The sequence below is a fragment of the Streptomyces canus genome, from assembly GCF_041435015.1.
GTDB lineage: Bacteria > Actinomycetota > Actinomycetes > Streptomycetales > Streptomycetaceae > Streptomyces > Streptomyces canus_G.
In genome coordinates this window covers 7,098,464-7,125,144 of the sequence record NZ_CP107989.1, presented here as the reverse complement: position 1 = coordinate 7,125,144, position 26,681 = coordinate 7,098,464, and the positions used below count along the sequence as shown (strand labels likewise).

Below are 26,681 nucleotides of genomic sequence, written 5' to 3'. Positions count from 1 at the left end.
GCCCTCCCCCACGTCCGTGGGGGAGGGCACCGTCGCGTTCGGACGCGGCAGCCGGGTGAACATGCCGCACCCATCTCATGAGCCCCCCGTGAATCTCCTGTCGCTGCCCAGGCGTACGCTGTATGGCTGTCTACGGGGGAATCACGGGGAGTCGCGGTGCTGGAGAATCTGGGGTCACTGACCGGCAGTCCATGGATCTACGCCATGGTCGCGCTGTCGGTGCTCCTCGACGTGTTCGTGCCATTGCTGCCCAGCGGGGTGCTGGTCATCACGGCCGCGACGGCCGCGGCCGCGGGCAGCGCGGCGACCGGCAAGGTCCCGGACGTGATGGCTCTGATCCTGTGCGCGACGACCGCCTCCGTCCTCGGCGACCTGGCGGCGTACCGCCTCGCCTTCCGGGGCGGTGAACGCCTCGACCGCGCGATCGCCCGCTCACGTCGCCTCACCACGGCGCAGGAACGTCTCGGCGACGCGCTCTCCGCGGGCGGCGGGGCTCTGGTGATCCTCGCCCGCTTCGCCCCCGCCGGCCGCTCGGTGGTCTCGCTCCTCGCCGGCACCGCGCACCGCCGAGCCCGTGACTTCCTCCCCTGGTCCGCCCTCGCGGGCCTGTCCTGGGCCGCGTACAGCGTCGCCCTCGGCTACTTCGGCGCGCACTGGCTGGGCGCGACCTGGCTGGCGACGGCGGTCTCGGTAGCGGCACTGTTCGGGGCGGGATCCGGGGCGGCGTATGTGATGCGACGACGTCCGGAGACAGCGCAAGCGCGATAGCGGCCGACGGCGGCGTCCGGACATACGTCGGCCGCGAGCCGGAGCAGACGCAGACGGTCAGCTCGGCCGAGGCACCGTGTTGTGCGCCGAGGTGGCCGAGGCAGCCATGTCGAGCAGGAGCAGGGCGTCGTGGTCGGGGGTGCCGGGTTCGGCGGTGTAGACGCCGATGCGCTGGCCCGGGGTGCCTTCCACGTGCAGTGACTGCGAGGTGAGGGTGACGGTCCCGACCTGGGGGTGCTGGAAGATCTTCTGTACGGGCTTGCGGCCGGTGACTTCGTAGCGTTCCCACAGGCCCGCGAAGTCCGGGCTTTTCAGAAGCAGTTCGCCGACGAGGTGGGTGAGGTCGGAGGCGTCGGGGGCGGTCCCGGCGACGGCGCGCAGCCGGGCGACGCAGCCGGTGATCTGACGGTCCCAGTCCGGAAACAGATCACGCGCGGCCGGATGGAGGAAGAGGTAGCGGGCGAGGTTGCGGTGCTTGACCGGCCAGTCCTCCAAGCCCGCGTAGAGGGCGAGGCCGCCGGGGTTCCAGGCCAGCATGTCCATGCTGCGGCTGATGACGTAGGCGGGGTTCGGACGCAGCGATTCCAGCAGCAGTTTCAGGTGGGGGCGCACGGTGCGGCTGGGCACCGGGGGCGGTTCGGGAGCGTAGCGGGCCGCACGGGCGGCGAGCTCGCGCAGGTGCTGGTGTTCCTGGTCGTCCATGTGCAGGGCACGGGCGAGGGAGTCGAGGACGGCGGGGCTGGGGCGGGTCTCCTTGCCGCGCTCCAGGCGTACGTAGTAGTCGATGCTGATGCCGGCGAGGGTGGCCAGTTCCTCGCGGCGCAGGCCGGGGGTGCGGCGGATGCCGGCGCCGACGGTGAGGCCGACGCGTTCGGGGCTGGTCTGGGTGCGGCGGGCGCGCAGGTAGCGGCCCAGCTCGGCGCCCTCGCTGTCCGCGCTCTGGGATGCCATGACTCCAGTCTCACCCGCCGGGCACCCGCGCCGCGGGCGGGAGGGGGGCCCTGTCATTACCCCCGAAGAGCCCGCCCTGCCACACCGGAGCAATCCGGGCGAGGGTGAATGAGGAAGACGCCGACCCCTCGCGCCGCCCGGGCTTCGACCGGCACGACCTGCCGCGCCGGGCGAGAGCGAGAGACCCGGCAACACCATGATCGGAAGAGGGCGAGATGCGCTACATCAAACTGCGTGACCTGGAGGTTTCCCGGATCGGTCTGGGCGCCATGGGCATGTCCCACGGCTATACCGGCTCGGGCACCGATGACGCGGAGTCGATCAGGACCGTGCACCGGGCGCTGGAGCTGGGCGTCACGCTCATCGACACCGCCGAGATCTACGGCCCCTACACGAACGAGGAGTTGCTCGGGCGGGCGCTGAAGGGGCGCCGGGACAAGGTGGTGCTGGCCACCAAGTTCGGCCTGGTCTCGCACGCCGGCGAGGGCGCGTGGAACCTGGACTCCGGCCCGGCCAACATCCGCACCGCGGTCGAGGGTTCCCTCAAGCGGCTGGGCACCGACCACATCGACCTGTACTACCAGCACCGGGTGGACCCGAACACGCCGATCGAGGAGACCGCCGGCGCCGTCAAGGAACTGATCGGCCAGGGCAAGGTCCGCGCCTTCGGCCTCTCCGAGGCCGGCCCGGACACGATCCGCCGGGCCCACGCCGTGCAGCCCGTCACCGCGGTGCAGTCCGAGTACTCGCTGTGGACCCGCGGGATCGAGGAGCGCGTCCTGCCCGTCCTGTGGGAGCTGAACATCGGCCTGGTGCCGTTCTCCCCGCTCGGCCGCGGCTTCCTGACCGGCACCGTCCGCTCCACCGACCAGCTCGACGAGAACGACTTCCGCCGCGGCAACCCGCGCTTCACCGGCGAGAACTTCCAGCGCAACCTGGCGCTCGCCGACGAGGTCAAGGCCCTGGCCGCCGAGGTCGGCGCCACCCCCGCGCAGGTCGCGCTCGCCTGGCTGCTCGCCCAGGGGGACGACATCGCTCCCATCCCCGGCACCAAGCGCGTCGGCCGGGTCGAGGAGAACACCGCCGCCGACGCCGTCACGCTGACCGTCGAGCAGTTCGACCAGCTCAGCAGCCTGCCGCCCGCCGCCGGCGACACCCACACCGAGGCCCAGGCGCAGATGCTCGAACGCTGATCGCCCGTACCGGCCGGCACGACCCCCGTTTGGAGAAGTGATCCCTGATGCGTGCAGCAGTGTTGTACGGAGCCGGCGACGTCCGCGTCGAGGCCCGGCCCGACCCGAAGATCGTCCAGCCCGCAGACGCGGTGGTGCGCACGCTGGCCGCGTGCGTGTGCGGCAGTGACCTGTGGCCCTACGGGTCGATGCCCGCCACCGACGCCGGCCGCCCCATGGGCCACGAGTTCCTCGGCGTCATCGAGGAGACCGGTGCGGACGTGACCGGCCTGAAGACCGGTGACCTGGTCGTCGCCCCCTTCACGTACAGCGACAACACCTGCGACTACTGTGCCAAGGGCCTGCACATCTCGTGCCGCAACGGCGGCCGGTACGGCTTCGACGGCGTGGACGGCGGTCAGGGCGAGGCCGTCCGCGTCCCGCATGCGGACGGCACCCTGGTGAAGCTGCCGGTGGCCGCCGACTCGGCGTTGCTGCCGTCACTGCTGGCGCTGTCGGACGTGATGACCACCGGCCACCACGGCGCCGTGACCGCCGGTGTCGCCCGCGGGGACGCGGTGCTCGTGGTCGGGGACGGAGCGGTCGGCCTGTGCGCGGTGATCGCCGCCAAGCGGCTCGGCGCCGAGCGGATCGTGCTCGCCGGCCGCCACGAAGCGCGCACCGGCCTGGGCCGTGAGTTCGGCGCCACCGACGTCGTCGCCGAGCGTGGCGAGGAGGGCATAGCCCGCGTCCGCGAGCTGACCGGCGGCGTGGACAAGGTCATCGAGGCCGTGGGCACCCGCCAGGCCCTGGACACCGCGCTCGGCGCGGTCCTGGACGGCGGCACCATCAGCCGCCTGGGCGTTCCCCAATACGAGCAGGGACCGATCGGCCCGGCCGAGTTCATGCGCAACATCACCCTGACCGGCGGCGCCAGTCCCGCCCGCGCCTATATCCCGGAACTGCTGGCCGACGTCCTGGACGGCACCATCGCCCCCGGCCGTGTCTTCGACGAGGCCTTCCCCCTCGGCCGGACGCCGGACGCCTACCGGGCCATGGCCGACCGTCAGGTCCTCAAGGCCCTCATCCGCCCCTGACCACCCGCTCCCCGCCCGTACAGCGAAGGACATTCCGCTCATGCCGACGGGCGTCAGCCCCACTGGACCCCGGCAGGTCCAGCCGAGGCGGCACCCGCCGGAGGCGAGCACGACCTACTCCGGCCGGCCCCCGGACCCGGCGCCCGCCCAGGTCACCCCGCCTCGCGTCGAGCCGCTCCGCGGACTTCCAGGCCCGCCAGCAACTCCGCCGTGGCCTCCGCGATCACCTCCACGGCCCGGTCGAAGACCTCCTGGTTGTGGGCGGCGGGGGCCCGGAAACCCGACACCTTGCGCACATACTGAAGCGCGGCGGCCCGGATCTCCTCCTCCGTCGCCTCCTCGGGCAACACAGGCGGACGAAGCGTCTTGATACTGCGGCACATACCGACAGTCTCCCTCCCCGAGCGGATCGGCGCTTCCGTCCACCCGTTCCGAATGTCATGATCCTCGGCGAGGCGGCCACCGGTTCCGGGGCCGACCGACGAGAGGACCCATCCGACATGGCGCACGACTCCGCGCACCAGAAACTGACCCTGGCCGTCCTGGGCCCGGGCGGCACCGGCGGCCTCCTCGCCGCCCTCCTCGCCCGCGCCGGACACCGCGTGATCTGCCTGGCGGGCGACGACACGGCGAACACCCTGCGCACGGCCGGCCTCCAGATCCGCAGCGGCACCTTCGGCGACTTCACCACCCCCGTGGAGGCCGACACCGAGCTGCGCGAACCGGTCGACGCCTGCCTGATCGCCGTCAAGCACACCTCCCTCCACCCCGCGGTCGACCGCGTCCCGCCCACCGCCCTGGGCGACGGCCTGGTCGTCCCCCTCCTGAACGGCGTGGAACACCCGGCGACCCTGCGCACCCGCTACCGCCCGGACCGGGTCGCCCCCGCGGTGATCCGCGTCGAGTCGACACGGATCGCGCCGGGCGTCATCGAGCACGGCAGCCCCTTCGCCGAGCTCGACCTGACCGGCGACGGCGTCCCCCGCGAGCGCCTCGGCGCACTGGCCTCCGCCGTGGCCGAGGCCGGCCCCAGGACCCGGGTCCTGGACGACGAGTCGGCCGCCCTGTGGGCCAAGATGTCCTTCCTCGCTCCCTTCGCCCTCCTCACCACCCTGCACGGCCTCCCCCTCGGCGAGGTACGCACCCGCCACCGCGAGGAGCTGACCGCCCTGGTCGAGGAGACCGCCGCGGTCAGCGCAGCCTGCGGCGGCCCTGCCGACCCCGCCCAAGCGCTCGCCCGCTACGACGCCTTCCCACCCCGGACGAAGTCCTCGATGCAGCGCGACGCGGAGGCGGGCCGCCCCCTCGAACTGGACGCGATCGGCGGGGCGTTGCTGCGCGCGGCGGACCGGCACGGGGTGAAGGTGCCCGTCGCGACCCGGGTGGTACGGGAGTTGGCGGACACCGCCCGCTGACGGCCCACCCCGACCGCCACCGTCCACCCTCACGCGCGCCCTCAGCCGCCGTCGCCGCCCGTCAGGTCGAACCGCCAGTCGTTCGACGTGAGCCAGTGCCCCTTCGGGTACTCGAACTCGGCCTGTCCGAGCAGCGTGAAACCCGCACGGCGACAGACGCCGTTCGACGCGGTGTGCTCCACGCTCGGGAACGCGTGCAGATACCGGTGCTCTCCGGCGGCCCGTGCCTCCTCCACGACGGCGCGGGCCGCCTGCGCGGCCAGTCCCCGTCCCTGGAACTCCGGCAGGATCCCCCACCCGGTCTCCCATATCAGGGAGTCCCGCCACTCGCGCTGCCAGAACCCCACCGAGCCCACGGACTCTCCGCCGTCCGCGAGCGTGACGCGGTACATCCGGCCCGCCGGCAGCTCGACATAACGCCGATGCCGTGCGACGAGCTTCTCCTCGCTCTCGGGACCGCCCAAGTGCTCGGTCATCTCGGGGCTGTTGGTCCGCTCCAGCAGCCAGAAGTCGCCCTCCGCCCAGGGCACCAGCCGCACCTGCTCCGTATCCATGCCAGCCACCTTAGGCGCCACGTCTGACAACGGCCCCGGCCTGCGGTTTTGCCGAACCGGCAACAGACCTCGCGCCACTCCGCCGTACGCTGCAGGATCGCCGTGAGCCGCAGTCCGTGAGCCGTCACCGCACCGCCGCACGCACGGAGGACACATGCCGCACCGCACCCACCGTCTGGTCCCAGGCCCCGCCGGCCGGATCCATCTCGTGGAGCAGGGCAGCGGGCCCCTGGTCCTGCTGCTGCACGGCTTCCCTGAGTCCTGGTACTCGTGGCGCCGCCAGCTGCCGGTGCTGGCCGCGGCCGGATACCGCGCGGTCGCCGTGGACGTGCGCGGATACGGCCGCTCCTCGAAGCCGGCGGCGGTGGCGGCGTACCGGATGACCGAGCTGGTGGAGGACAACGCGGCCGTGGTGGAGGCACTCGGCGAGCGTTCCGCGGTGGTCGTCGGGCACGACTGGGGCGCGACGATCGCCGCGCACTCGGCGCTGCTCAGGCCGGACGTCTTCCACGCGGTCGCCCTGCTGAGCGTGCCGTACACCCCGCCCGGCGGCCCCCGCCCCAGCGAGGTCTTCGCGCGGCTGGGCGGGGAGGAGGAGTTCTACGTCTCCTACTTCCAGGAGCCCGGCCGGGCCGAGCGCGAGATCGAACCGGACGTCCGCGGCTGGCTGGCGGGCTTCTATGCCGCGCTCTCGGCCGACACGATGCCCACGGCCGACGCCCACCTCATGCCCGCCGACCCCCACTTCGTCGCACCCGGCGGCCGGCTTCGCGACCGCTTCCCGACCGACCGCCTCCCGTCCTGGCTCACCGAGGACGATCTCGACGTCTACGCGGGGGAGTTCGAGCGCACGGGCCTGACCGGCGCCTTGAACCGCTACCGCGCGATGGACCGGGACTGGAAGGATCTGGCCGCCCACGCGGGCGCGGCGATCCGTCAGCCCTCCCTCTTCCTGGGCGGCACCCTGGACGCCTCCACCACCTGGCTCTCCGACGCCATCGACGCCTTCCCCGCCACCCTCCCCGGTCTGCGCGGCGCCCATCTCCTGGACGGCTGCGGCCACTGGATCCAGCAGGAACGCCCCGAGGAGGTCGGCCGTCACCTGACCGACTGGCTGGGATCGGTCGGGACCGGGCGGTAGCGCACGTTCACCGTGGGCGTGCGGTCGCCGCCGTTGAGGAGTTCGAGGCGGGGGGAGCTCCGCCTGGGTTGTCGACAGCGCAAGTCATCGCCGGACCATTGACTCGCGGGCCTGCCTTCCGGTCGTCCTCGCTCGATGCGCGGCGACGGTCATGACGAGGACGGAGGTCAGCACGATGCCGGCGCCGACATAGAGCGGTGCGGTGTAGCCGAGGCCCGCGGTGATCGCGAGGCCTCCGGCCCAGGCGCCCAGCGCGTTGCCGATGTTGGACGCGGACACGTTGGCACTGGCGGCCAGGGCGGCCCCGTGCGCGTAGTCGGTGACGCGGGTGATCATGCCGGGCACACCGGCGAACCCGAACACCCCCATCAGGAACACCAGCACCACCGATGCCGTGGCGCTGGTGGCGAGCAGCCCGAACAAGGCCAGGGTGACGGTGAGTCCGGCCAGGGCGAGGACCAGCGCGCGGTCACGGTCGTGGTCGGCGGCCCGCCCGCCGATCAGGTTCCCGACGACCAGGCCGACGCCGTACACCATGAGCAGCCAGGCGACATCCGCCGAGGAGAAGCCGCCGACCTCGGTGAACGTGTAGGCGATATAGCTGAACGCGCCGAACATCCCGCCGTAGCCGAGCGCGGTGGCCACCAGGGTCAGCCAGACCTGCCCGGACCGGAACGCGCCGAGCTGGGCGCGCAGGCCGGTGGGGGCCGCCGGTTCCGTCGGCGGTGTCTCTCCGGCCCTCCTCGGCACGAACGCGATGATTCCCGCGAGCGCCAGCAGGCCGATCGCGGTGACCGCCCAGAACGCGGCCCGCCAGCCCCAGCGCTCCCCCACCAGCGCGCCGAACGGCACGCCGAGCACGTTCGCGACGGTCAGCCCGGCGAACATGACGGCCACCGCGCGGGACTTGCGCTCGGGTGCGACCAGGCTGCGCGCGACCAGGGACCCGATGCCGAAGAACGAGCCGTGACACAGCGCCGCGACGATCCGCCCGAGCAGCATCACCGGATAGCTCGGCGCGATCGCGGACAGCAGGTTGCCGAGGACGAACAGGACCACCAGGCCGACCAGGACGTGTTTGCGGGGCAGCCGCGCGGTCGCCGCGGTCAGGGCGATCGCACCGACCGCCACGCTCAACGCGTATCCGGAGATCAGCCGCCCCGCGGCCGCCTCGGACACCGCGAAACTCTCCGCCACCTGGGGCAGCAGCCCCGCGATCAGAAACTCGGTCAGCCCGATCCCGAACCCACCGACGGCCAGCGCGACGAGCCCTCTTGGCATCCTTGACCGTCCGATCACCGGGCTATGCACGACAATCCTCAAGATCCGCATCCATGAACCGACCCTCGCGTCCCGACCGCGGATCGGTCCATGGACAAAGAAACGACGACACTTGGACGAATGCGAGGCACGAAATGCCATTGAGATGACGCCGTCCGTCGACAAGGCTCCGTGGTCATGGAGTTCTTCTGTTACCACCGTGACCGGCCCGGCTCCCTGCCGCTGCGCGAGGAGTTGACGCAAGCGCACTGGTCCTACATGGACCGGTTCGCGGCCGAACTGATCGCCCGTGGGCCGACGTTCGCCGCCGACGGTGAGACACCGACGGGCAGCGTACACATCGTCGACCTGCCCGATCCGGCGGCCGCCCGCGCGTTCGCGTTCGACGAACCCAACTATCAGGCGGGCGCGTACCGGGACGTACTGCTGCGCCGTTGGCGCAACCTGCTGGGCCGCACCATGTGGGACTTTCCCGGCGGCCGGACCGGTGGCGACCGGTATCTGGTGCTCGGTCTCGGCACGGGAGAGGCCGCCGACCTGGCCGTACCGCCCGGCAGGGACGACCTGATCGCCTACGGCCCTCTCCTGTCCGACGACGCCACCGCCTGGCTGGGCACGGCGGCCCTGGTCCGTGCCCCGGACCCGGACCGGGCACGGGCCGTGCTGACCGCGGACCGGTACGCGGCCGTGGAGGTCCATGAGTGGGAGTTCGGCGGACGACGCTGACAACCCTGGTTCTCGGGGCAACCGCACAGGGACCGGCCGTCCGAGCAAGGAGCGTCCACGCCATGGGTACCGCCGTCCGCGTCCCGCAGACCAGGGACATGATCGGGGACGAGCTCTCCGGAGACGAGGCCTTCACCGCCCTGCGCCACTACGGCGGGCTGCGGCTGCTGGCCGACTCCTTCGCGCGGTTCCGTTACGCCGACGGCTTCACCAACGCCCGGGCCCTCGCCTTCCAGGTGGTGCTCGGGCTGGTTCCGTGCACCGTGGCGCTGGTCGGTCTCGCCACGTCGGTGCACACGGAGGGCGTGGGCCGGATCATCGAGCTCACGCTCGGCCGGATCGTGCCGGGCGCGAGCGCCGACATCGTGAAGGACGCCTTCGACGGGACGCGGCGCACCGCGCACGGCGATGTCTGGAGCACGCTCGCCCTGTGGCTCGGTCTGGGCTTCGCGCTGCTGAACCTCGCCTCGGCCATGGGCCAGATCGAACGCGGCGCGAACCGTATCTACGGCATCGAACGCGACCGGCCCTTCCCGCACAAGTACGCGCGCGGGCTCGTGCTCGCGCTCGCCGCCGGTCTGCCCCTGGTGCTGGGGTTCCTCACGCTGGTGGCCGGCGAGGCCGTCGGCGACGCGGTGGCCGAGTCCGCGGGCCGGGACGGCGGCGGGCCGCGCTGGTGGGGTGTGCTCGACCTCCCCGTGGGGCTCGCGCTGGCCTGGGTGGCCTCCGCCGTGATCTTCCGCTGGTCGCCGCGCCGTGTGCAGCCCGGTTACACCTGGCTGGCCTTCGGCTCGGCCGTACATCTGCTGCTGTGGGTGGCGGCCACCTGGCTGCTCGCCCTGTACGTCGAGGAGAGCGGTGCCTTCGGCGCCGTGTACGGGCCGCTCACCGCCTTCATCGCCCTGCTGCTGTGGGCCAACCTGACCGCCGTCGCGCTCTTCCTCGGCATCGCGTTCGCCGCGCAGCTGGAAGCGGCCCGCGCCGGCATCGAGTCGGCCGTCCATCCGGACCCCGGCCCGGGGGTGTGAGGCCGAGGCGGCAGTCTCGCGGTCAGTCTTCCGTGCGGCGGAGACCGTCGCGGGGTCCACGCCGGTTCGACGACGGCAATCCCGCCGTCAGCCTGCCGCCGCGGCCGTGACCGTCGCGGGGTCCACGCCGGTCAGCTCGACGACGCGGTGCGGCGGCACGCCGGCGGCCAGCGCGCGTCCGATCAGGCCGTCCCGGCCGTCCGCGCAGTCGCGGTAGGCGAGCAGCTCCTCCTCGACCCCGGCGAGCGGCTCCGGCGCCAGGTGGTGGCGGAGCCGGCTCAGTTCCTCGTCGCTCAGCGGCACGGGCAGCCGCTCGGCCCCCTCGGGCACGGCGGCGGTCTCCTCCGGTGGCAGCAGACGCAGGTGCGGGGAGGTCGCCGTGGTTCCCTGCGCGTCCAGCCACGCGCGCACCGCGGGAGTGTCCATGCACGCGAGACCGCCGACGGCGGCGGGGGTCACGCCGAGTCGCGCGGACGCGTCGTCGAGCAGAAACAGATAGGCGTCGTCGGTCATCCTCGGCTCCTTCTCATCACCGCTCCTCAACAGGGGCTGATCGCCATCCCATTACCCAGCCTCGCCCGGCTAATGTTCTGGTTGGGCGAGTGACCGAAGAGGAGCGAGGACATGCCCGGTCTTCCGAGCGCGCGTTGACGTCGTAGGCCGTCCGGCCTGTCATCGCGTGCTGCCCTGACGGTGTGGCACAGCAGCCTTCGATCCGAGGATCTCCGTGCCGTCCGCTTCCTCCGCCATGTCCGATTCCGGTCGCCCCGCCCCGTCGAGCCTGTGGCGGGACCGTGACTTCCGTCGACTCTGGGTGGGCCAGACGTCCTCCCAACTCGGTGAACACACAAGCCTGTTGGTGTTGCCGCTCTTCGCCGTCCTGGCCCTCGACGCCAGTGCCGGCCAGCTGGGTGTCCTGCGTGCGGTGGGACAGGCGCCGATCCTGTTGCTCTCGCTCTTCGTCGGCGCGTGGGTGGACGGATGGCGGACCCGCACGGTGATGGTGCTGACGGACGTCGGCCGGACCCTGGCACTGGCCGCCGCCGCCCTGGGTGGCCTCCTCGGTCTGCTCGGCCTGCCCGCGCTGCTCGTGGTGGCCTTCACCGTGGGGGCCCTGTCGGTGTTCTTCGACGTGGCCTACCAGGCGTCTCTCGTGCGGCTGGTGAGGCACGATCAGCTGGTGCGGGGCAACAGCGCGCTCGAGGGCAGCCGGTCCGCGGCGCAGATCGGCGGGCCCGCCCTCGGCGGCACGTTGGTGTCCCTGCTGTCGGCGCCGATCGCCACCGCCGCCGGTGCGCTGTTCTTCGCGCTGTCGTTCCTGTCGATCCGGCGGATCCGTCGCCGCGAATCGATCCCGGAGCGCTCGGAACGGCCCCCTCGCATAGGGCGGCGGATCCACGAGGGCCTCCGTTTCGTCGTCGGCGACACCTCGCTGCGGACCGTGTGCCTGGCCTCGGCAGCCTTCCAGTTCTGCTTCGCGGCCATGATGACCGTCTATCTGCTCTTCCTGCCGCGGGAGCTGCACCTGTCGGGCACCGCCGTCGGGCTGGCGCTCGCGGCGACGGGGCCGGGCGCGCTCCTGGGCTCGGTGCTGGCCTCCCGGCTGCCGGGCCGGTTCGGTTACGGCGTGGTGCTCCTGTCCGCGGCGGCACTCGGCGACGGCGCGTTCCTGTGCGTGCCGGCGCTGCACGGCTCCGCCGCGGTGACGCTTCCCGTGCTCCTCGCGGTCGGCTTCGTGTTCGGGACGGGCGGCCAGTTGGTGAACGTCATGGTCATGGCCGTCCGGCAGACGGCCACCCCGGACGGGATGCAGGGCCGCGTGGCCGCCACGATCACGTTCGTCGGCATGGGGATGACCCCGCTCGGCTCCCTGCTCGGCGGATTCCTCGCGCAGGAGTGGGGGCTGCGCACCAGCCTCCTGGTGACGGCCGCGGGCATGCTGCTGTCCCCGGTGGTGATGGCCCTGTCCCCGCTCGCCCGCCTGGGACGGTCGCTTCCCGCGTGTGCAGGAGAGGGGAGGGACCGGACGCCCCCGTTCGCATGAACCTCCCGAAGCCACTCGCCACCCAAAATCGAACAGGCGTAGCATTGTGCCGTGGCTACGACCTATGACTTTCCGAGTGACCTCCTCGCCGGTCAGGAGGAGCTGCATCAGGTCCGGGCCGAGCTGTCGGCCCTGCTCAAGCGGCTTCCCTGGTCGGTCGCCCCGCTGGACGGCTTCAGCGACAGCAACGGCTGGCGGAAGGTGGAGCGCCCCGCATCCCCCGGCTGGACCCCCGATGAACAGGCCGAGGTGGAAAAGCTCCGGCAGCGCGAACACGAACTCGCGGTCTTCGTCACCACCCACCGCTTCTGGACGGACGTGGCGACACCGGAACGCGTGGATGCCCGCACCAAGCTGAAGCACGCGTTCCGCAGGCCGGAAACCGGCTGAACGACGAAGGACCCCGGCCGAGATCGGCCGGGGTCCTCTTCCGGTGTGGGCGCGGACGGTTTCGAACCGCCGACATCCTGCTTGTAAGGCAGGCGCTCTACCCCTGAGCTACGCACCCGAGACGAGTCGACAGCCTACCCTGCCCGGGACCCTGTCCTGCAAACCCTTGGCCGGGGCCCGGCCGACTCAGTGCAGGAGTCAGTGCAGGAGTCAGGCAGGAGTCAGGGTTGATACGGGGGAAAACCCCACCCTCGATCCGGGAGCGACCCGGATCCCCCGCGGGAGCCCCGGTCCCTAGGGTCGAAGCAGGGTCGCGGACTGCCCGCGATCGCCCGTCCAGGGCTAGATCAGGGGGAGATCATCATGGTCCGTTCCGTTCCCGTACGTGCCGCCGCCGCGGCCGGAGTCGTCGCGCTCGTCGTCGCGGGGGCCACCGCCTGCGGCGCCTCCGCCGGGGACGACAAGACCCCCGACCACAAGTCCTTCGCCCTCCACGGCCGCACCCTCACCGTCGACTCCGACGACTCGGCGCTGGAGATCGTCGCCGCCGATTCGAACAAGGCGGGCACGATCGAGGTCACCCGCTGGTTCCAGGGGACCGTCGCCCTCGGCAAGGACCCCGAGGTGACCTGGTCGATGAAGGACGACCGGCTGGTGCTGCGCATGAAGTGCAGCGGTGTCGTGGCCGACTGCGCGGCCAAGCACCGCATCGAGGTGCCGCGGGACATCGGCGTGAAGGTCCAGGACGGCGACGGCAGTGTGCGGGCCCGGGGGTTCACCCGGCCGCTGAGCATCAGCACCGGTGACGGTTCCGTGCGGGTCACCGACTCCAGCGGGCCGCTGGAGCTGCACACCGGCGACGGCTCCATGAGGGCGGACGTCACCTCCCGCCGCATCACCGCCCGTACCGGGGACGGCTCGCTCCATCTCGAACTCGGTGCCGTACCGGACCGGGTGGAGACCCGCAGCGGCGACGGCTCCGTGACCGTCGAGCTGCCGAAGGCCACCTACCGCGTGGACACCAAAACCGGCGACGGAGGGGTCGATGTGTCGGTGCCCCGGTCCGACTCCAGCGACCACGTGGTGTCCGCCCAGAGCGGAGACGGGAAGGTCACGGTGCGAACCGCGAACTAACCGGCCCGTGTGTTCGTCCCTTACCGGTGGGAGAATGACACCGGGCACCGCCAGGACGGAACACAGCACGGGAGAGGGATGTGACGGCGACACCATCGCAGCCGTACTCGTCGTCGGTGCCGCGCGCACACCGCCAGGCGCTCAAGGACACCCTCACCCTCGTCGGTCTGCCTCTGCTCGCCGCCCTCGCGCTGCCGGCCTCGTTCGCCGGCGGCGGCACCCGGCGCTGGTTCGGCGGACGGGCGGAGAGCCAGCGGGCCGAGGCGCAGGCCGCGAAGGACGCCGCCGCCGCCGCGTTCTACGAACTGGACACCGCCCAGCGGGATCTGCGGATCTCGATCGAGACCATCAGGGCCGTCGACGACTCCCCCGCCGCCCGGCGGGCGGTCGCCGACTTCCAGGCGGTCAGCGGGCGGATCGACGAGGCCAGTCAGCGCTACATCGAGGCCGTCGACGCCCACGACCTCGACCGGGACGACCTGGAGGCCTCGGTCGCCGCACACGCGCGTACCGAGCTCACCCGGGCCAAGGACGACCTCGGCAACGTCAAGCGGGAGCTGGACCGTTTCGGCGACAGCCTCGGGCCGCTGCTCGGCAAGGCCGAGACCCAGCTCGCCCGCCTCGCCCCGGCCGTCGAGCGGGCCCGGCAGGGGCTGCTGGCCGCCTCCAACGCCCTGGACGCCGTACGGAAGTCGGGGCTGAAGGCGGACGACCTCGCCGCCCGGCTCGCCGCCCTCGGCCCCGAACTGACCAAGCTCAACCAGGGCGCGGGACAGCATGGCGTGCCGCAGACACTGGAGCGGGCCGAACGGGTCGCGCGGGAGGCCGAGTCGATCCGGGTGGAGGCCGAGCGGCTGCCGGAGCGGGCCGCGGAGATCGACCACCGGCTCGTCTCCCTGCGCACCCGCGCCGAGGCCCTGACCACCCGCGCGGGCCAGGTCGACCCGGTTCTCAGCGAACTGCGCCGCCGCTTCACGGCCGCCTGCTGGCAGGACCTCCAGCACGTCCCGGACCAGGCCACGGAGAACGTACGGCAGGCCGAGCGGAAACTCCGCGAGGCCCGCGCCGCGCGGGACGAGCAGCGCTGGCCGGACGCGACCTCCCTGCTCTCCACGGTCCGCGCCCTGCTCAACACCACCGACGAGTCCGTCTCCGCCGCCGGCGACCGGCTGCGCCGGCTGAACGCCGTGCAGAAGGACCCCCAGCAGGAGATCGACCGCACCCGCTTCGCCCTCCGCGACGCCCAACGCCTCGCCATGAGCGGCCGCAACACCCCCGACCCCAGGCACGCACGCCCGTTGGACGACTCCGTGGCCCGCCTGGACCGGGCGATCGCCACCCTGGAGGGCCGCCACCCCGACTACTGGCACTTCCTCACCGAGACGGAAGCGGTACGGCAGACCGTGGCGCGGGTGGTCTCGCAGATCCGCGAGGAGCGCGGGGGCTCGCACTGAGAGTGCGTCACTCGTCATCCACTCGCGAGCGGGAGATTGAATCTCGCACGAGATAGACAAATCTCCCTCTTTTGCATAGATCGCTCGAATGGGGTGACATGGAATGAGACCCACATACCTCTCATAAAGGAGATGGTGGTATGTCTTCCCCCGAGTTCCTGCTCGACGACCTCACCGACGCACCCGGCATCGACGTCGAAGCGGCTCTCGACCCGGTCGAGGCCGACGGCTACTACCGCGACAGCCGCCAGTGCGCGGCGCTCGCTCTGGTGTCGTCGTCGAGCCAACTCCTCCTCTCGCCTCCGACGCCACGGCCGAAGAAGGGCTGACGGGAGAACCCGAATGGAGCAGTCAGGCACTTCGACCCGCCTCGCGGGCGCGGTGCAGGGCCTCATGTCGGAACTGGTCTCCGCTCTTCGGAGCGGGGACCGTTTCCGGCTCGCGGGCACGGTCGCGCAGGGCAACGGCCCCGGGGCGACCGCCGACCCGGCCCTCGCCGCCGTACGGGTGGTCGGAGCCGATGTCGTCCTGCCGAGCGTCCTGCTGCGCTGCGCGCCCCCGACATCGGACGATCTCGCCGTGTTCAGCAGGGCCGTACACGCCTACCCACCACCCGCCGGAGCCCCTCCCACCTCGATGTGGAGCCATTGGGCCATGCGACGGGCGCTCCTGCGGCTGGACGCGTCCCTCGACGGCGCGTCGGGCGACGACACCGAGCCCGAGGCGTCCTGGCTCGACGACGCGCCGTGGCAGTTCCTGACCCACCAACTCGCGGTGCTCGCCCCGCTCGCGCTCCCCGGCGAGGACAGCGCGGTGGCCCGTGCGGCGCGCCGCCGCCCGGTCGACGTCGCCCGGGGATTCGTCCGGGCGGTCCGCCGCCGCGACTGGCTCCAGGCAGCCGGAGCGGGACGCTGGCTGGTCCTCCTCGACGAGGTGCCGCAGACGCTGGGCCTGGACACCGGGCTGGAGTTCGTGGCGCAGATGGGCGGCGCGGACGCCCGCGTGGCGTTCCAGGTCGAGGCCGCTCAACTGATGCGCGCCGGAGTGCCGGTGTGACGGGCCACGAGGTCCCGGCGACGCGCGAGGTCCGGGCTCTGGGCGCGGCCGCGTTGGCCTGGGTGTCCGCCCACCGCGAGGGATTCGCGCTCGGCGACGACGCGCTCGCCGAGCACGGCAACGTGAACACCACCTGGAAGCCCTTCGGCGAGCTGGCCCAGGTGTGCGTCTGTGTACGACGGCACACCGATCCGGCCGACCCGCTCCACGTGCTGGCGTCGGACCTGCTGTCGTTCGCGTGGCAACAGACCGAACGCGGCGCCCTCTTCGTGGAGTTGCAGCGGCTCGAACCCTTCGCGACCTATCCGCTGGAGATCTACGCGGCGTTCGCGTCGGCGGGCCTGCGCCACGCCGGCTACGAGAGCGCCACCGCGACGGTGGCCCGGACCCGCGGCTGGCACCTGACGGAGCAGGAACCGAACCGACGCCTGAGCGTGCTCAACTCCGAGCGCCGCAGCGGCCTCCCGGAACACGAGGACATGCCGCGGGCACTGGGCCGCACCTGGCTCGCCGGTCTGCCGGAGCCGTGGACGTTCGAGCTGGCCGCCGGCTACACGCTCACCCATGTGATCTTCCATCTCACCGACTGGGGCCTGACCCCGCAGGCCGTACCCCCACCGGTCGCGGCCTACCTCCGGCACTGGCTCGCGCCCTGGCTCGACACCTGTCTGGAGGACGAGCAGTGGGACCTGAGCTGCGAACTGCTGGCCGTGGCGAGCAGTCTGCCCGGCCCGCCGGACCGCGCTCTGTTCCAGGAGGCCTGGGCGAGACTGTCGGTCGCGCAGCACGACTCGGGCGCCGTCCCGGAGGTGGGCGGCCGGGGCGGCCGTACGACCGCACCCGACTTCATCGACTGTTACCACTCGACACTGATGACGGCCTTCGCCGCCGTGCTGACCGTCAACCGGCTGCGCGAGGCGGCCGGGGACGCGGAGGCCTTCGCGGCGGACGGCGGACAGGGAGTGCCGGGATGAACGACACGCGCCTCATCCACAACGTCGGGGTCGGTGCTCTCGAGTGGCTGCACGCCCACCGCGACGGATTCCGGCTGGAGTTGGACGCCGACCCGGAGGTCGGCTTCCTGGAACGCTTCAAACCGGTCGGCGAACTGGCGCTCATCTGCAAGGTGCTGTTCCGCGAGGGCGTGGCGGGGTCCCGACAGGCCGCGCTGGCACGGCAGTTGATCGACCACGCCTGGCGCCACACCCTGGACGGCGGCCGGATGCTGGTGCACGGGCAGCACACCGAACCCCTCTCGCCCATCCCCTTCGAGGTGTACCTGCCCTTCAAGGAGCTGGGCTACAGCAGCCCCGAGGCCGAGCGGGCCTTCCAGCTCAACCAGCGGCTGGACAGCTACGCCGCCCTGGAGATGTCACCGGTCCGGCGCCTGGGCCTGTCCGCCTTCCAGCGCCGCTTCGGCCTGGCGCCCCGGGTCCCGGAGGCCGACGTCGTCGGCGCGACGTGGCTGGGGCGTGCACCCGAACCCTGGACCGTGGAAGGGCACATCGCCTACGACATCACCCACACCGTCTTCCATCTCACCGACTGGGGAGAGAACCCCGACGGTCTGCCGGCCGAGGTCGCCGACTACCTCGCGGACTGGCTGCCGGCCTGGCTGGACGACTGGCTCGACCTGCAACGCTGGGACCTGCTCGGTGAACTGCTCGTCGTCGACGCCTGTCTGCCCCGCCCCACGTTCGACGAGCGGGCATGGGAAGGCTTCGCCGCCGCCCAGCAGCCCGACGGCGCGATGCCCGCCGTGCGCACGATGCCGCAGGGCGCACCCGACGAGGTCTTCGACGTCGTCTACCACCCGACGCTGGTCGCCGCCTTCGCCTCCGTCCTGGCCACGTCCCGCGCCCTGACGCGGCTGGCGCACACACCGTCATGACAGTCGGCGCACGCCCTGCGCGCCCCGCCCCCTGGCCGGGCGACCCGCTCGACGTCACCGGCGTGACGTGGCGGGAGGCACCCGGCGACGACGAGGCGGTGCGGCAGCGGCTCGACGAGGCCGTCGACGCCGTGCACGCGCCCGACGTCGTCTTCGCCCTCTCCCGGTACGGTCGCCGCACCGTGCGCACCGGGGGCAGCGCGCCAGCCCCGCCCGTCCCCCGCGATCAGCTGCGCTACGAAATGGGCTCGGCCTCCAAGACGTTCACCGGACTGCTGCTGGCCCATCTGACCCAGACGGGCCGGCTGTCCGCGGGCGAGCCCGCCGCCGCCCTGCTGGATCCGGCTCGGCGGCCCGGCGAGGATCCCGTCACCCTCGCCCACCTGATCACCCACACCTCCGGACTGCCCGCCCTGCCCGCCGACTTCTTCGTCCGGGCGCTGCCGGCGTGGCGGACCAACCCCTACGCCCGCTATCCGGCCGAGCGCGTGGTCGACGCCTTTCTGCGCCACCGGCAACGCCACCGGCCCGGCACCCGCTGGCACTACTCCAACTTCGGTGTCGCCGTCCTCGGTCACGCCCTGACGGCGGCGACCGCCACCCCGTGGGACGAACTGCTCACCGGTCAGGTGCTGGAGCCGCTCCGGCTGCGCGACGCCACCCTCACCCCCGGCGGCCCGGACACCGACGCCACCGGGCACCGCAAGGACGGCACCACGCCCGTTCCACCACTGACCGTCGGCGGCTTCCAGGCGGCCGGCGCCGTCCGGGCCGGCCCGCACGATCTGCTCACGTTCCTGGAAGCACATCTGGATCCGTCGGGCGGACCGCTGACCGCTGCGCTGCGCGCGGTACGCCGCCCTGTGCTCCGGCGCGGCCTCGGACACCGGCATGTGCACACGGTGGCGTGGTTCCAGCACCCCACGCAGCGCGGTCCGATGTACTTCCACGGCGGGGCGACACTCGGTCAGCAGGCCTTCCTGGGATTCCGGCCCGACATCGGAACGGCGTTGGCCGCCATGTGCACCCGCCGTTTCCGCGCCGGCGATGCCTTCGTGCCGACCGCGTACACCCTGCTGGCAGAGATGTAGTGGGCCGACGAGCTCCGGCATCGCCGACGTCACCGCGTCCTCAGACGCGCTGCCACAGGGCCGGAGCGAGGGCCGGCTGCCACGCGGCCTGCGCCTGATGGGGCTGGAGGCACTCGTAGGAGACGCCGTCGAGGGTCACCCGCGCGCCCACCTCGTACACCTGACCCGCGGCCCAGCCACCACTCTGACCGTCCTCGGGGGCGGTGGTGCCGCTCTGGCCGGTGCTTGTCCTGAGAGTGAGGCCGTAGGTGCTGAGCAGCGGATTGATCGGCTGGTAGAAGGTCGTTCCGCCGCTCGTGCAGTCGCCGGAGCCCCCGGACGTGACGCCCTGGGCCTGGGCTCCCGAGATGTACGGGCCACCGGAGTCGCCCGGCTCCGCGCACACCGTCGTACGGGTCACGCCGTCGATGGTGCCCTCGGCGTAGGTGACGCTCGTGTCGTGCTGCTCGATCGTGCCGCAGTGCCAGCCGCTGGTGGAACCGGACCGGCACACCGAGGCACCCGTCAGGGCCTGCACCGAGCCGGCGGTCTGCACGTTCTGACCGCCCTCGCCCTTGACGGCGGGCGTGGCGGTCCAGTCACTGTTGACGCCCACCCAGGCCATGTCCTTCCCGGGGAAGACGGATGCCTGGAAGGTGCCCTGGGCGACCTGGTTGTACCCGGTGGTCTTCGCCCCCGCCTTCCCGCAGTGGCCGGCCGTCGCGAACCCCTGCTGGTCGCCCTTGGTGACGCCGAATCCCACGGAACAGCGGGCCGTGCCGTCGATGTAGAAGGCGTCACCGCCCCGGATGTCGTACAGGGCGCGCGGCTGGTCGGCCGACACCTTGACGTCCACGATCGCGCTGTCGACGTGGGCGGCCGCGATGAGCGTGTCGGCGGCGGCGCGGCTCTTCGCCTGCACCGTCACCCGGTTGGTCCGTACGTCGATGTACCGGACCGGCGTGTCCAGGGCCTCGCCGGTCACGGAAGCGTCCAGCTTCGCCTTGGCGGCCTTCAGGTCCTGCAGCGGAGTCCTGACGACCACTGCCCGCGCTCCACCGGCCTCGATGGCGGGGCTGTCCGCGGCGTCGGTGGTCGCCACCGTCAGGTCCGCGGAGGTGGCTCCGCTCACCCACGCTCCCGCGAAGCGCTTGCCCAGCGCGTTCTGGAGGCGGCCCGCGCGCGTGCCCGCCTCGGCCTCGTTGACCAGGCGCGTCCTGGCCTGATCCTCGGTCAGGCGCAGATCACGCTTCAGCGCCCGCAGGACCGCGGGCGAGGGTTTGTTCGCGCCGAGCATCTCGGCGGCGGAGGGCGCCGGCGTCGGCGCGGGGGGCTCGACGGCCGCGGCCGCGGGCAGCCCCGTGAGCACGAGGGCACTGAGCAGCGTCAACGCGGCACAGCCGGCCGAAGCGTGTCTGTGGACCATCAGGCATCTCCTCGGGTGTGAGTACAAAAGGTCTCGAATCCCTAGGTTTTGCCGATAACCGGACGGACAATGTCCGCTTCCTGCCCGTTCCACGCATCGGACGACAAGAAAGGGCCGCCCGGCGGAGCACGGGATGCCGACGGGCCGTCACACCGGCTAGCGGTGCCCGGCAGTTCCTCAGACGGGCTGGAGGCCCGGGTTGCCGGCCTGCGTCACGAAGGACGCGGCGGTGGTGATCGGCGCACCCGGCTTGGTCACGGCGGACACGGTCCTGAAGTCGGCCTGCGCCTGCTGCCGGTCGAGCGTGACCCTCACATAGCCGCGGCGCCCGTTGTAGAACTTGAGATGCGGGTTGGCCTTGAGATACGTCTCCCAGGTGGGGGGCCGGTCGGCGCCGTCCCGTCCGCTCGCGACCGACGTGGCGGTGAACTCCGTGCCCAGGGTTCTGGAGGCCGGGTCGTCGAAGTCGTCCTTGATGTCGAAGGCGTAGCCGGCGTGCACGTCCCCGGTCATCACCACCAGGTTCTCGACCCCGGCCGATTTCGCGCCGTCGAGGATCCTGCGGCGCGAGGCCCGGTAGCCGTCCCAGGCATCCATGGACATCATGGGCTCCGACGTGAGGTCGAGTTTGCGCTGCGAGAAGCAGACCTGTTGCGGCATCACGTTCCACAGGGCCTGTGAGTCACGCCAGCCGTCGATGAGCCAGCTCTCCTGCGCCGCCCCGGTCATGGTGCGCGTCGGGTCGTCCTGGAGCGGACCGCCGGAGTGCTTGGTGGACGCGTACACCTGGTCGGAGCGGTACTGCCGGGTGTCGAGGATGTCGAACTGGGCGAGGGTGCCCCACTGGAGCCGGCGGTAGAGCCGCGCGTCGGGACCGTTCGGCAACTGCGCGCCGCGCAGCGGCTGGTTCTCCCAGTACGCCCGGTAGGCGGCGGCGCGACGCAGCAGGAACACCTCCGGAGGATCGTCGTTCTCGCTGATGGCGCCCGCGTAGTTGTTCTCGGTCTCATGGTCGTCCCAGGTGACCACGAAGGGGTGCGCGGCGTGGGCCGCCCGCAGGTCCGGATCGCTCTTGTAGAGCGCGTAGCGCAGCCGGTAGTCCTCCAGGGTCATGGCCTCCCGGTTGAAGAGGGCGGGCAGCTTGCGGTCGGTGTAGGCGCGCTGGCCGCCCGTGGCGTTCACGGCGTACTCGTACAGGTAGTCGCCGAGGTGGAAGACCACGTCGACGTCGTCCTGGGCGAGATGGCGGTGCACCGTGTAGTACCCGTCGTGGTAGGCCTGGCAGGAGACGGCGGCGTAGGACAGCGACGCGGCGGCGGTGGTGGTGGCCGGCGCCGTGCGCGTACGGCCCGTCTCGCTGATCCATGTTCCGGTCTTGAACCGGTAGTAGTAGACACGGTCGGGCTCGAGGCCCGCGACGTCGACGTGCAGGGTGTGGTGGTACTCGGCGTAGGCGATGTCGACGCCGCTGCGGACAGGAGCACTGAAGCGCTCGTCGAGGGCCATCTCCCACTGGACGGTGACGTACTGCTGGGGCAGCCCGCCGTCCGGCTCGAACGGGGCGGGGGCGAGCCGGGTCCACAGCAGCACGGAGTCGGGCAGCGGGTCCCCGGAGGCGACGCCGAGGGTGAACGGATCGCTGGCCATCCTCGCCGAGTCGAGTTCGGTGGAGCCCGCCGCGCCCCGGGCCGGCAGTTGGGTGCTGAACGCGAGAGCGGCGGCCGCCGCGGTGACCGTGAGAAAGCGGCGCCGCCCGAAGTACCGGGCGGCGGCGAGCAGTTCGGGGTCATGTCGCACAGCCAAGGGGTCCCCCCACGGTTGATCGTCGGCAGAGAACCCCCGTATGCTAACCGGACAAAGATCATAATTCGGGCACCTCGCCGGGGCGCCGGTTAACCTGTGTTCATGCCTCGCTACGAGTACCGCTGCCGGACCTGCGGCGACACCTTCGAACTGAGCCGTCCCATGGCCGAGTCCTCCGCCCCCGCCGACTGCCCGGCGGGCCACGACGACACGGTGAAGCTGCTGTCGACGGTGGCGGTGGGCGGCTCGGCGTCCGCGTCGGCCCCGGCACCCCAGGGGGGTGGCGGCGGAGGCGGCTGCTGCGGCGGAGGCTGCTGCGGCTGACCGCCGTACGCACCCCTCTTCAGCCTGCCTTCAGGTCGGCCTCCCTAGCGTGGGCCCATGTCAGCCATCGACCGGGTCAACGGCCTCATGGACACGCTCGGCGCGCCCGGTGCCGGGATCGCCATCGCCCTGGAGAACCTCTTCCCGCCCATCCCGAGCGAGGCGATCCTGCCGCTCGCGGGCTTCGCGGCGAGCACCGGCCGGATGAGCCTGGTCGCCGTGCTGCTGTGGACGACGGCGGGCTCGGTGATCGGCGCCCTCGCCCTCTACGGCGTCGGCGCGCTCCTCGGCCGGGACCGCACGGTGGCCATCGCGGCCCGGCTGCCCCTCGTCAAGGTCTCGGACATCGAGCGGACCGAGGCCTGGTTCCTGCGGCACGGCACCAAGGCGGTGTTCTTCGGCCGGATGATCCCGGTCTTCCGGAGCCTCGTCTCCATCCCGGCCGGCGTCGAACGCATGCCGCTGCCCGTGTTCCTGGCGCTGACCACCTTGGGCAGCGCCCTGTGGAACACGGCGTTCGTCCTCGCGGGCCACGCCCTGGGCGCCAACTGGACCCAGGTCACCGACGTGATGTCCGCGTACTCGAAGATCGTCCTCGCGGTCGCCGCGCTCGCGGTCGTGGCCTTCATCGCCGTACGACTGCTGCGGCGAGGTCGGCCGAGCCCTACTGAGGTGTCCGAGCCGTCCTGAGGAACTCGCGCAGGATCCGCTCCCCCGCCGCGACACCCCGCTCCGGCAGGGCGGTGATCGCCGGGGCCGTCCAGCCCACGTCCGCAAGCTCCCCGTGTCCGGGCCGCCAGCCCCGGTCGGCCGCGAGGAGCAGGTCGGCGTCCAGCAGGGAGTCACCCGCGGCCAGCGTCAGGGCGGCCCCGGTGCGCCGGGCCACCTCGCGCATGGCCGCGCTCTTGGTGAGCGGCTTGGGGACGGCGTAGATCTTGCGGCCCTGGAGGGAGACCGTCCAGCCGCGGTTCTCGGCCCACACCGCGAGCTCCTTCACCCAGTCCTCGGGCAGCAGTTCACGCTCGACGACGAGGTAGACGAAGAGGTCCTCGGCGATCCGGTGCTTGCGCACCCACAGGGGATCGGCCGTCTCCTGGAGGTGCGCGCGGATCTCCTCGAGGGGTGCGCACTCGTCGGCGAGGCGGGCCGTGACGCGGGTGTGCCAGTCGTGGTCGGTGACGCCGTCGACCAGCAGGTGGCCGCCGTTCGCGCAGATCGCGTACGTGGGCGCGGGGCCCGGCAGGTTGATGCGCTGGTACTGCTTGCGGGTGCGGGTCGTCGTCGGCACGAAGACCGCCGCGTCCCCGAGCTCGGAGAGCAGCCCGGCCGCGGTCTCCGTCATGTACGACAGCGGCCTGCTCTCGTGCACCTCGACGCAGAGCAGCCGGGGCGCCCGCGCGTCCGGCATGGTGAGCGCCAGAGCGGCGGCGGAGTAGATGAGCGTACGGTCGAGGTCGCTCGCCACGAGCACCGGAGGCTGCGTCGGCATCAGAGGGTCACCGCCCTGCCGTCGGCGCCCGTCGCGCCCCGCGTGTACTTGGGGTGGATCAACCCCACGCAGGTGTACGGGAGTTCGGCGACCTCTTCCACCGGGACACCTCTCTGCTCGGCCAACAGGCGTACGTGGTCCAGGTCGGCGCCCGCACCGGCCAGCGCCAGGATCTTCCAGGGCACCCGGCGCAGCAGCACCCGGGTGGTCTCGCCGACGCCCGGCTTGACGAGGTTGACGTCGTGGATGCCGTACTCCTCACTGATGCGTTCGACGGCCGCCCAGCCCTCCCAGGTGGGCTCCCGGTCGCCGGCGAGGAGTTCCTTGACCTGTGCGCCGACCGCCTCGGCGACCTCGGGGAAGCGGGCGGCGACGGCGTCCAGGAAGTCCACCGACACGTCCGCGCCGGCGAGTTCGCGGTAGAACTTCGCGCCGTGGAAGTCGTCCGGGCCGACCAGGTCCGCGCGCAGGACCGTACGCGAAATCAGGCCGGACACCGTGGAGTTGAGACACGCGGAGGGGATGAGGAAGTCCTCGCGGGTGCCGTACGTCTTCACGCACGAGCCCGGGTCGGCGAGTACGGCGATCTCCGGGTCGAAGCCGACGGGACCGCCCTCTGCCTCGAACTGCTCTATCGCTTCGGCCAGTTCACGTGTGATCGCGCCCTTGCCGGTCCAGCCGTCGACGAACACGACATCGGCGGGGTCGTGGTGTCCGGCCAGCCAGCGCAGGGCGTTGGCGTCGATGCCGCGGCCCCGGACGATCGAGACCGCGTAGTGCGGCAGTTCGAGGCCGTGGCGGAACTGGGCCCAGCGGCGCATCAGCACGCCGACGGGGGTACCGGCGCGGGCGAGGGAGACCAGGACGGGGCGGGGCGAGCGCTCCTGGAGCACGATCTCCGTCACCGCGCCGACCGCCTGGGCGAGCCGCGCGGAGGACTCCTGGAGAGCCGTCCGGAACAGCTCCTGGTACTGGTCGCTCGGCTGGTACTCCACCGGCAGCGACTCCGCGTAGTGCGCGCCGCCGCTCTGGATGGCCTCTTCGCGCTCCTCGGTCGGCGCCTCCAGGGTGACGTCCGAGAGGTCCTGGAGCAGCCAGCCGACCTCCTCGGGGGCGTACGAGGAGAAGGCGGGGCCGCGGAGGGGCTCGGGGAGCATGGGGCGCCTTTCGGGGGTGTAGCTGGGGACGACGGCGAGGACGACCTGCCGGGTGTGCGCGGCGAGTTGGGCCAGGAGGCCGTCGGGGGCGTGCAGTTCGGGGGTGTCGGCCGTGGAGTCGACCACGGCGACGATCGCGTCGAAACCGGCGCCGGCGACGTTGTACGCGTAGCGGTCGCCGGGGCCGTCGGCGGGGGTGTCGTGGGCGGGGAAGACGATCCGGCTGCGGATGGCGTATCCGGGGTCGTCGACGGCGAGCACCGGCGAGCGGGTGGTGGTGGAGTAGGTCACCTCGGCGCCTTCAGCGACCTGTTCGAGTTCTCGGGCGAGTCTCAGGGGGGCGTACATGAGCTCTTCGAAGCCGAGGATGTGGACGCGGTGCGCGTCCTGCGGCAGCGCCTCGGCGAGCCTTGCGGCCATGGCGGGGAGGGCGGATTCCAGGCGTATTCGGTGTGCCGGGGTGAATCCGTGGCGGCCTCCGTCCGGGACGTCTCGGGGCCACATGAGGTCCATGCGGTCGAGTGCCGGGTGCGGGCAGGTGGGGGCTGGTCGCGCAGTTCCCCGCGCCCCTAGGTGACTCTCGTACTCGGCGACCAGTTGTTGCCCCTTCTCCAGCACCCCATCGGGCAGGCGTACGGTGCCCGAAGCCGCCGCCACCAGGTCGACCCGCGCGCCTATCTCCCGCGCGAAATCCTCCAGCCGCCCCGCGTCCGCCTCCGACCGCATGTCCACCAGGGCGACCACCACGTACCGGCCCCGCGGATGCCGTCCGTGCAGATCCCTGATCGTGTTCAGGACCGTGTTACCGGTCGAGAACTCGTCGTCCACGAGGACCAATGGGCCGTCCCCGGCCAGCAGGGCCGGGTCCTCCGGCAACAGCAGATGACTCGTGGCGTGGGAGTGGGACTCCTCGAAGCCGCCCGCGGGGACCACACCGGGGACCGGGCGGCGGGTGGAGTGGAGGTAGGGGGCGAGGGCGATGCCGTCGGCGACGGAGTGGCCGAGACCTGTCGCCGTCTCCGCGTAGCCGAGGACGACCGCTCGGGCCGCCTCCTCGTCACCCAGCAGGTCGCGAACCCTGCGGCCCAGCGCGAAGCCCTGGCCGTAGACCACCGACGGCGACTGCGGGACGTGCTTGCCCAGCACGTTGGAGACCAGCAGATGGGCCCGCTTGGGGTTGCGGCGCAGGGCCAGTCCCAGCAGGTCGGTCAGCCGGCTGTCGCCCACGAGTTCGACGCCGAGCCGGTCGGCGACCCACGTCCCCGACCAGACCTGGTCGTTCACTGCCTTGTTCATGCGTCCCTTGGTGT

27 protein-coding genes and 1 tRNA gene are annotated in these 26,681 nt (G+C 72.1%); 18 read left to right on the top strand and 10 right to left on the bottom strand.

The features are described 5' to 3' along the window. Positions 1-156 precede the first annotated feature (156 nt). A complete protein-coding gene (locus OG841_RS32525) occupies positions 157-768 on the top strand; it encodes a DedA family protein (RefSeq protein WP_328638127.1) in 612 nt (203 codons plus the stop codon). Positions 769-825: 57 nt separating this feature from the next. Here the strand turns inward: OG841_RS32525 and OG841_RS32520 are convergent, their stop codons facing one another. Beyond that, positions 826-1,719 carry a helix-turn-helix transcriptional regulator gene (locus OG841_RS32520; protein WP_328638128.1) on the bottom strand — a complete coding sequence of 298 codons (894 nt, stop codon included), beginning with the start codon at positions 1,717-1,719 and terminating at the stop codon, positions 826-828. Positions 1,720-1,934: 215 nt separating this feature from the next. On the opposite strand from OG841_RS32520, the gene OG841_RS32515 reads away from it, so the two are divergent. After that, positions 1,935-2,912 (top strand): aldo/keto reductase, encoded by a 978-nt coding sequence (locus tag OG841_RS32515; protein WP_371567578.1) that lies wholly within the window; start codon positions 1,935-1,937, stop codon positions 2,910-2,912. Between the two features lie 47 nt (positions 2,913-2,959). Continuing rightward, positions 2,960-3,988: a zinc-binding dehydrogenase gene (locus tag OG841_RS32510; protein ID WP_328638130.1), complete on the top strand. Its 1,029-nt coding sequence runs from the start codon at positions 2,960-2,962 to the stop codon at positions 3,986-3,988. Positions 3,989-4,140: 152 nt separating this feature from the next. On the opposite strand, the gene OG841_RS32505 is transcribed toward OG841_RS32510, so the two are convergent. Continuing rightward, positions 4,141-4,371, bottom strand: a complete 231-nt coding sequence (locus OG841_RS32505; protein WP_030325559.1) for a DUF2277 domain-containing protein — start codon at positions 4,369-4,371, stop codon at positions 4,141-4,143. A 117-nt stretch (positions 4,372-4,488) separates the two neighbouring features. Between OG841_RS32505 and OG841_RS32500 the strand changes: the two genes are divergently transcribed. Beyond that, positions 4,489-5,403 (top strand): ketopantoate reductase family protein, encoded by a 915-nt coding sequence (locus tag OG841_RS32500; RefSeq protein ID WP_328638131.1) that lies wholly within the window; start codon positions 4,489-4,491, stop codon positions 5,401-5,403. A gap of 41 nt (positions 5,404-5,444) precedes the next feature. Here OG841_RS32500 and OG841_RS32495 read toward each other — a convergent pair whose 3' ends face one another. Further along, complete coding sequence (locus tag OG841_RS32495) at positions 5,445-5,957, bottom strand: GNAT family N-acetyltransferase (RefSeq protein WP_328638132.1); 513 nt, start codon at positions 5,955-5,957, stop codon at positions 5,445-5,447. 154 nt (positions 5,958-6,111) lie between these two features. Here OG841_RS32495 and OG841_RS32490 point away from each other — a divergent pair, with 154 nt between their 5' ends. After that, positions 6,112-7,098, top strand: coding sequence for an alpha/beta fold hydrolase (locus OG841_RS32490; RefSeq protein WP_328638133.1), 987 nt, complete (start codon positions 6,112-6,114; stop codon positions 7,096-7,098). An 84-nt stretch (positions 7,099-7,182) separates the two neighbouring features. Here the strand turns inward: OG841_RS32490 and OG841_RS32485 are convergent, their stop codons facing one another. Beyond that, positions 7,183-8,379 (bottom strand): MFS transporter, encoded by a 1,197-nt coding sequence (locus tag OG841_RS32485; protein ID WP_328638134.1) that lies wholly within the window; start codon positions 8,377-8,379, stop codon positions 7,183-7,185. Positions 8,380-8,556: 177 nt separating this feature from the next. Between OG841_RS32485 and OG841_RS32480 the strand changes: the two genes are divergently transcribed. Together OG841_RS32480 and OG841_RS32475 are read left to right on the top strand one after the other, a co-directional pair. Next, positions 8,557-9,105, top strand: coding sequence for a YciI family protein (locus OG841_RS32480; protein WP_328638135.1), 549 nt, complete (start codon positions 8,557-8,559; stop codon positions 9,103-9,105). Positions 9,106-9,167: 62 nt separating this feature from the next. Further along, a complete protein-coding gene (locus OG841_RS32475) occupies positions 9,168-10,133 on the top strand; it encodes a YihY/virulence factor BrkB family protein (RefSeq protein WP_328638136.1) in 966 nt (321 codons plus the stop codon). Between the two features lie 87 nt (positions 10,134-10,220). Here the strand turns inward: OG841_RS32475 and OG841_RS32470 are convergent, their stop codons facing one another. Next, positions 10,221-10,646 (bottom strand): DUF6003 family protein, encoded by a 426-nt coding sequence (locus OG841_RS32470; RefSeq protein ID WP_328638137.1) that lies wholly within the window; start codon positions 10,644-10,646, stop codon positions 10,221-10,223. Between the two features lie 235 nt (positions 10,647-10,881). Here OG841_RS32470 and OG841_RS32465 point away from each other — a divergent pair, with 235 nt between their 5' ends. Beyond that, positions 10,882-12,177: an MFS transporter gene (locus OG841_RS32465; RefSeq protein WP_328638138.1), complete on the top strand. Its 1,296-nt coding sequence runs from the start codon at positions 10,882-10,884 to the stop codon at positions 12,175-12,177. A gap of 51 nt (positions 12,178-12,228) precedes the next feature. Further along, positions 12,229-12,567 carry a hypothetical protein gene (locus OG841_RS32460; RefSeq protein WP_365117383.1) on the top strand — a complete coding sequence of 113 codons (339 nt, stop codon included), beginning with the start codon at positions 12,229-12,231 and terminating at the stop codon, positions 12,565-12,567. Between the two features lie 46 nt (positions 12,568-12,613). Here OG841_RS32460 and OG841_RS32455 read toward each other — a convergent pair. Beyond that, positions 12,614-12,685: transfer RNA gene (locus tag OG841_RS32455), tRNA-Val, on the bottom strand. Positions 12,686-12,930: 245 nt separating this feature from the next. Here OG841_RS32455 and OG841_RS32450 point away from each other — a divergent pair. The 7 genes from OG841_RS32450 to OG841_RS32420 all read left to right on the top strand — a co-directional run bounded on the left by OG841_RS32450 (position 12,931) and on the right by OG841_RS32420 (position 19,193). Continuing rightward, positions 12,931-13,701, top strand: a complete 771-nt coding sequence (locus tag OG841_RS32450; RefSeq protein ID WP_371567573.1) for a DUF4097 family beta strand repeat-containing protein — start codon at positions 12,931-12,933, stop codon at positions 13,699-13,701. Positions 13,702-13,781: 80 nt separating this feature from the next. Further along, entirely contained in the window at positions 13,782-15,155 is a 1,374-nt protein-coding gene (locus tag OG841_RS32445; RefSeq protein WP_328638141.1) for a hypothetical protein, read from the top strand. 140 nt (positions 15,156-15,295) lie between these two features. Beyond that, positions 15,296-15,484, top strand: a complete 189-nt coding sequence (locus tag OG841_RS32440) for a hypothetical protein (RefSeq protein ID WP_328638142.1) — start codon at positions 15,296-15,298, stop codon at positions 15,482-15,484. A 13-nt stretch (positions 15,485-15,497) separates the two neighbouring features. Then, positions 15,498-16,211 carry a hypothetical protein gene (locus tag OG841_RS32435; RefSeq protein ID WP_371567571.1) on the top strand — a complete coding sequence of 238 codons (714 nt, stop codon included), beginning with the start codon at positions 15,498-15,500 and terminating at the stop codon, positions 16,209-16,211. Further along, positions 16,208-17,185 (top strand): DUF6895 family protein, encoded by a 978-nt coding sequence (locus OG841_RS32430; protein ID WP_328638144.1) that lies wholly within the window; start codon positions 16,208-16,210, stop codon positions 17,183-17,185. The genes OG841_RS32435 and OG841_RS32430 overlap by 4 nt, the downstream gene beginning before the upstream one ends. Continuing rightward, positions 17,182-18,102 carry a DUF6895 family protein gene (locus OG841_RS32425; protein ID WP_371567569.1) on the top strand — a complete coding sequence of 307 codons (921 nt, stop codon included), beginning with the start codon at positions 17,182-17,184 and terminating at the stop codon, positions 18,100-18,102. Before OG841_RS32430 ends, OG841_RS32425 begins: the two co-directional genes overlap by 4 nt. Then, on the top strand, positions 18,099-19,193 hold the full coding sequence (locus tag OG841_RS32420) for a serine hydrolase domain-containing protein (RefSeq protein WP_328638146.1): 1,095 nt from the start codon (positions 18,099-18,101) through the stop codon (positions 19,191-19,193). The genes OG841_RS32425 and OG841_RS32420 overlap by 4 nt, the downstream gene beginning before the upstream one ends. Before the next feature lie 40 nt (positions 19,194-19,233). Here the strand turns inward: OG841_RS32420 and OG841_RS32415 are convergent, their stop codons facing one another. Both OG841_RS32415 and OG841_RS32410 read right to left on the bottom strand, forming a co-directional pair. Then, positions 19,234-20,598, bottom strand: a complete 1,365-nt coding sequence (locus tag OG841_RS32415) for a carbohydrate-binding protein (RefSeq protein WP_328638147.1) — start codon at positions 20,596-20,598, stop codon at positions 19,234-19,236. Positions 20,599-20,775: 177 nt separating this feature from the next. Next, positions 20,776-22,401 carry an alkaline phosphatase D family protein gene (locus OG841_RS32410; RefSeq protein WP_365117395.1) on the bottom strand — a complete coding sequence of 542 codons (1,626 nt, stop codon included), beginning with the start codon at positions 22,399-22,401 and terminating at the stop codon, positions 20,776-20,778. Positions 22,402-22,503: 102 nt separating this feature from the next. Between OG841_RS32410 and OG841_RS32405 the strand changes: the two genes are divergently transcribed. Next, positions 22,504-22,725 carry an FmdB family zinc ribbon protein gene (locus OG841_RS32405; RefSeq protein WP_328638149.1) on the top strand — a complete coding sequence of 74 codons (222 nt, stop codon included), beginning with the start codon at positions 22,504-22,506 and terminating at the stop codon, positions 22,723-22,725. A gap of 57 nt (positions 22,726-22,782) precedes the next feature. After that, positions 22,783-23,415, top strand: coding sequence for a DedA family protein (locus OG841_RS32400; RefSeq protein ID WP_328638150.1), 633 nt, complete (start codon positions 22,783-22,785; stop codon positions 23,413-23,415). On the opposite strand, the gene OG841_RS32395 is transcribed toward OG841_RS32400, so the two are convergent. Both OG841_RS32395 and OG841_RS32390 read right to left on the bottom strand, forming a co-directional pair. Further along, positions 23,390-24,214: an HAD family hydrolase gene (locus OG841_RS32395; protein WP_328638151.1), complete on the bottom strand. Its 825-nt coding sequence runs from the start codon at positions 24,212-24,214 to the stop codon at positions 23,390-23,392. The two genes, OG841_RS32400 and OG841_RS32395, sit on opposite strands and share 26 nt — an antisense overlap. Next, positions 24,214-26,667 (bottom strand): phosphoribosyltransferase, encoded by a 2,454-nt coding sequence (locus OG841_RS32390; protein ID WP_371567565.1) that lies wholly within the window; start codon positions 26,665-26,667, stop codon positions 24,214-24,216. The genes OG841_RS32395 and OG841_RS32390 overlap by 1 nt, the downstream gene beginning before the upstream one ends. Positions 26,668-26,681: the final 14 nt, after the last annotated feature.

Bases quoted from the DNA above. Each gene is read 5' to 3' on its own strand.
- OG841_RS32425 (WP_371567569.1), top strand. From the start codon at position 17,182: ATGAACGACACGCGCCTCATCCACAACGTCGGGGTCGGTGCTCTCGAG.
- OG841_RS32485 (WP_328638134.1), bottom strand. From the start codon at position 8,379: ATGCCAAGAGGGCTCGTCGCGCTGGCCGTCGGTGGGTTCGGGATCGGG.
- OG841_RS32465 (WP_328638138.1), top strand. From the start codon at position 10,882: ATGTCCGATTCCGGTCGCCCCGCCCCGTCGAGCCTGTGGCGGGACCGT.
- OG841_RS32475 (WP_328638136.1), top strand. From the start codon at position 9,168: ATGGGTACCGCCGTCCGCGTCCCGCAGACCAGGGACATGATCGGGGAC.
- OG841_RS32390 (WP_371567565.1), bottom strand. From the start codon at position 26,667: ATGAACAAGGCAGTGAACGACCAGGTCTGGTCGGGGACGTGGGTCGCC.
- OG841_RS32435 (WP_371567571.1), top strand. From the start codon at position 15,498: ATGGAGCAGTCAGGCACTTCGACCCGCCTCGCGGGCGCGGTGCAGGGC.
- OG841_RS32520 (WP_328638128.1), bottom strand. From the start codon at position 1,719: ATGGCATCCCAGAGCGCGGACAGCGAGGGCGCCGAGCTGGGCCGCTAC.
- OG841_RS32415 (WP_328638147.1), bottom strand. From the start codon at position 20,598: ATGGTCCACAGACACGCTTCGGCCGGCTGTGCCGCGTTGACGCTGCTC.
- OG841_RS32500 (WP_328638131.1), top strand. From the start codon at position 4,489: ATGGCGCACGACTCCGCGCACCAGAAACTGACCCTGGCCGTCCTGGGC.
- OG841_RS32400 (WP_328638150.1), top strand. From the start codon at position 22,783: ATGTCAGCCATCGACCGGGTCAACGGCCTCATGGACACGCTCGGCGCG.
- OG841_RS32490 (WP_328638133.1), top strand. From the start codon at position 6,112: ATGCCGCACCGCACCCACCGTCTGGTCCCAGGCCCCGCCGGCCGGATC.
- OG841_RS32395 (WP_328638151.1), bottom strand. From the start codon at position 24,214: ATGCCGACGCAGCCTCCGGTGCTCGTGGCGAGCGACCTCGACCGTACG.
- OG841_RS32420 (WP_328638146.1), top strand. From the start codon at position 18,099: ATGACAGTCGGCGCACGCCCTGCGCGCCCCGCCCCCTGGCCGGGCGAC.
- OG841_RS32480 (WP_328638135.1), top strand. From the start codon at position 8,557: ATGGAGTTCTTCTGTTACCACCGTGACCGGCCCGGCTCCCTGCCGCTG.
- OG841_RS32515 (WP_371567578.1), top strand. From the start codon at position 1,935: ATGCGCTACATCAAACTGCGTGACCTGGAGGTTTCCCGGATCGGTCTG.
- OG841_RS32450 (WP_371567573.1), top strand. From the start codon at position 12,931: ATGGTCCGTTCCGTTCCCGTACGTGCCGCCGCCGCGGCCGGAGTCGTC.
- OG841_RS32470 (WP_328638137.1), bottom strand. From the start codon at position 10,646: ATGACCGACGACGCCTATCTGTTTCTGCTCGACGACGCGTCCGCGCGA.
- OG841_RS32405 (WP_328638149.1), top strand. From the start codon at position 22,504: ATGCCTCGCTACGAGTACCGCTGCCGGACCTGCGGCGACACCTTCGAA.
- OG841_RS32510 (WP_328638130.1), top strand. From the start codon at position 2,960: ATGCGTGCAGCAGTGTTGTACGGAGCCGGCGACGTCCGCGTCGAGGCC.
- OG841_RS32505 (WP_030325559.1), bottom strand. From the start codon at position 4,371: ATGTGCCGCAGTATCAAGACGCTTCGTCCGCCTGTGTTGCCCGAGGAG.
- OG841_RS32440 (WP_328638142.1), top strand. From the start codon at position 15,296: ATGTCTTCCCCCGAGTTCCTGCTCGACGACCTCACCGACGCACCCGGC.
- OG841_RS32495 (WP_328638132.1), bottom strand. From the start codon at position 5,957: ATGGATACGGAGCAGGTGCGGCTGGTGCCCTGGGCGGAGGGCGACTTC.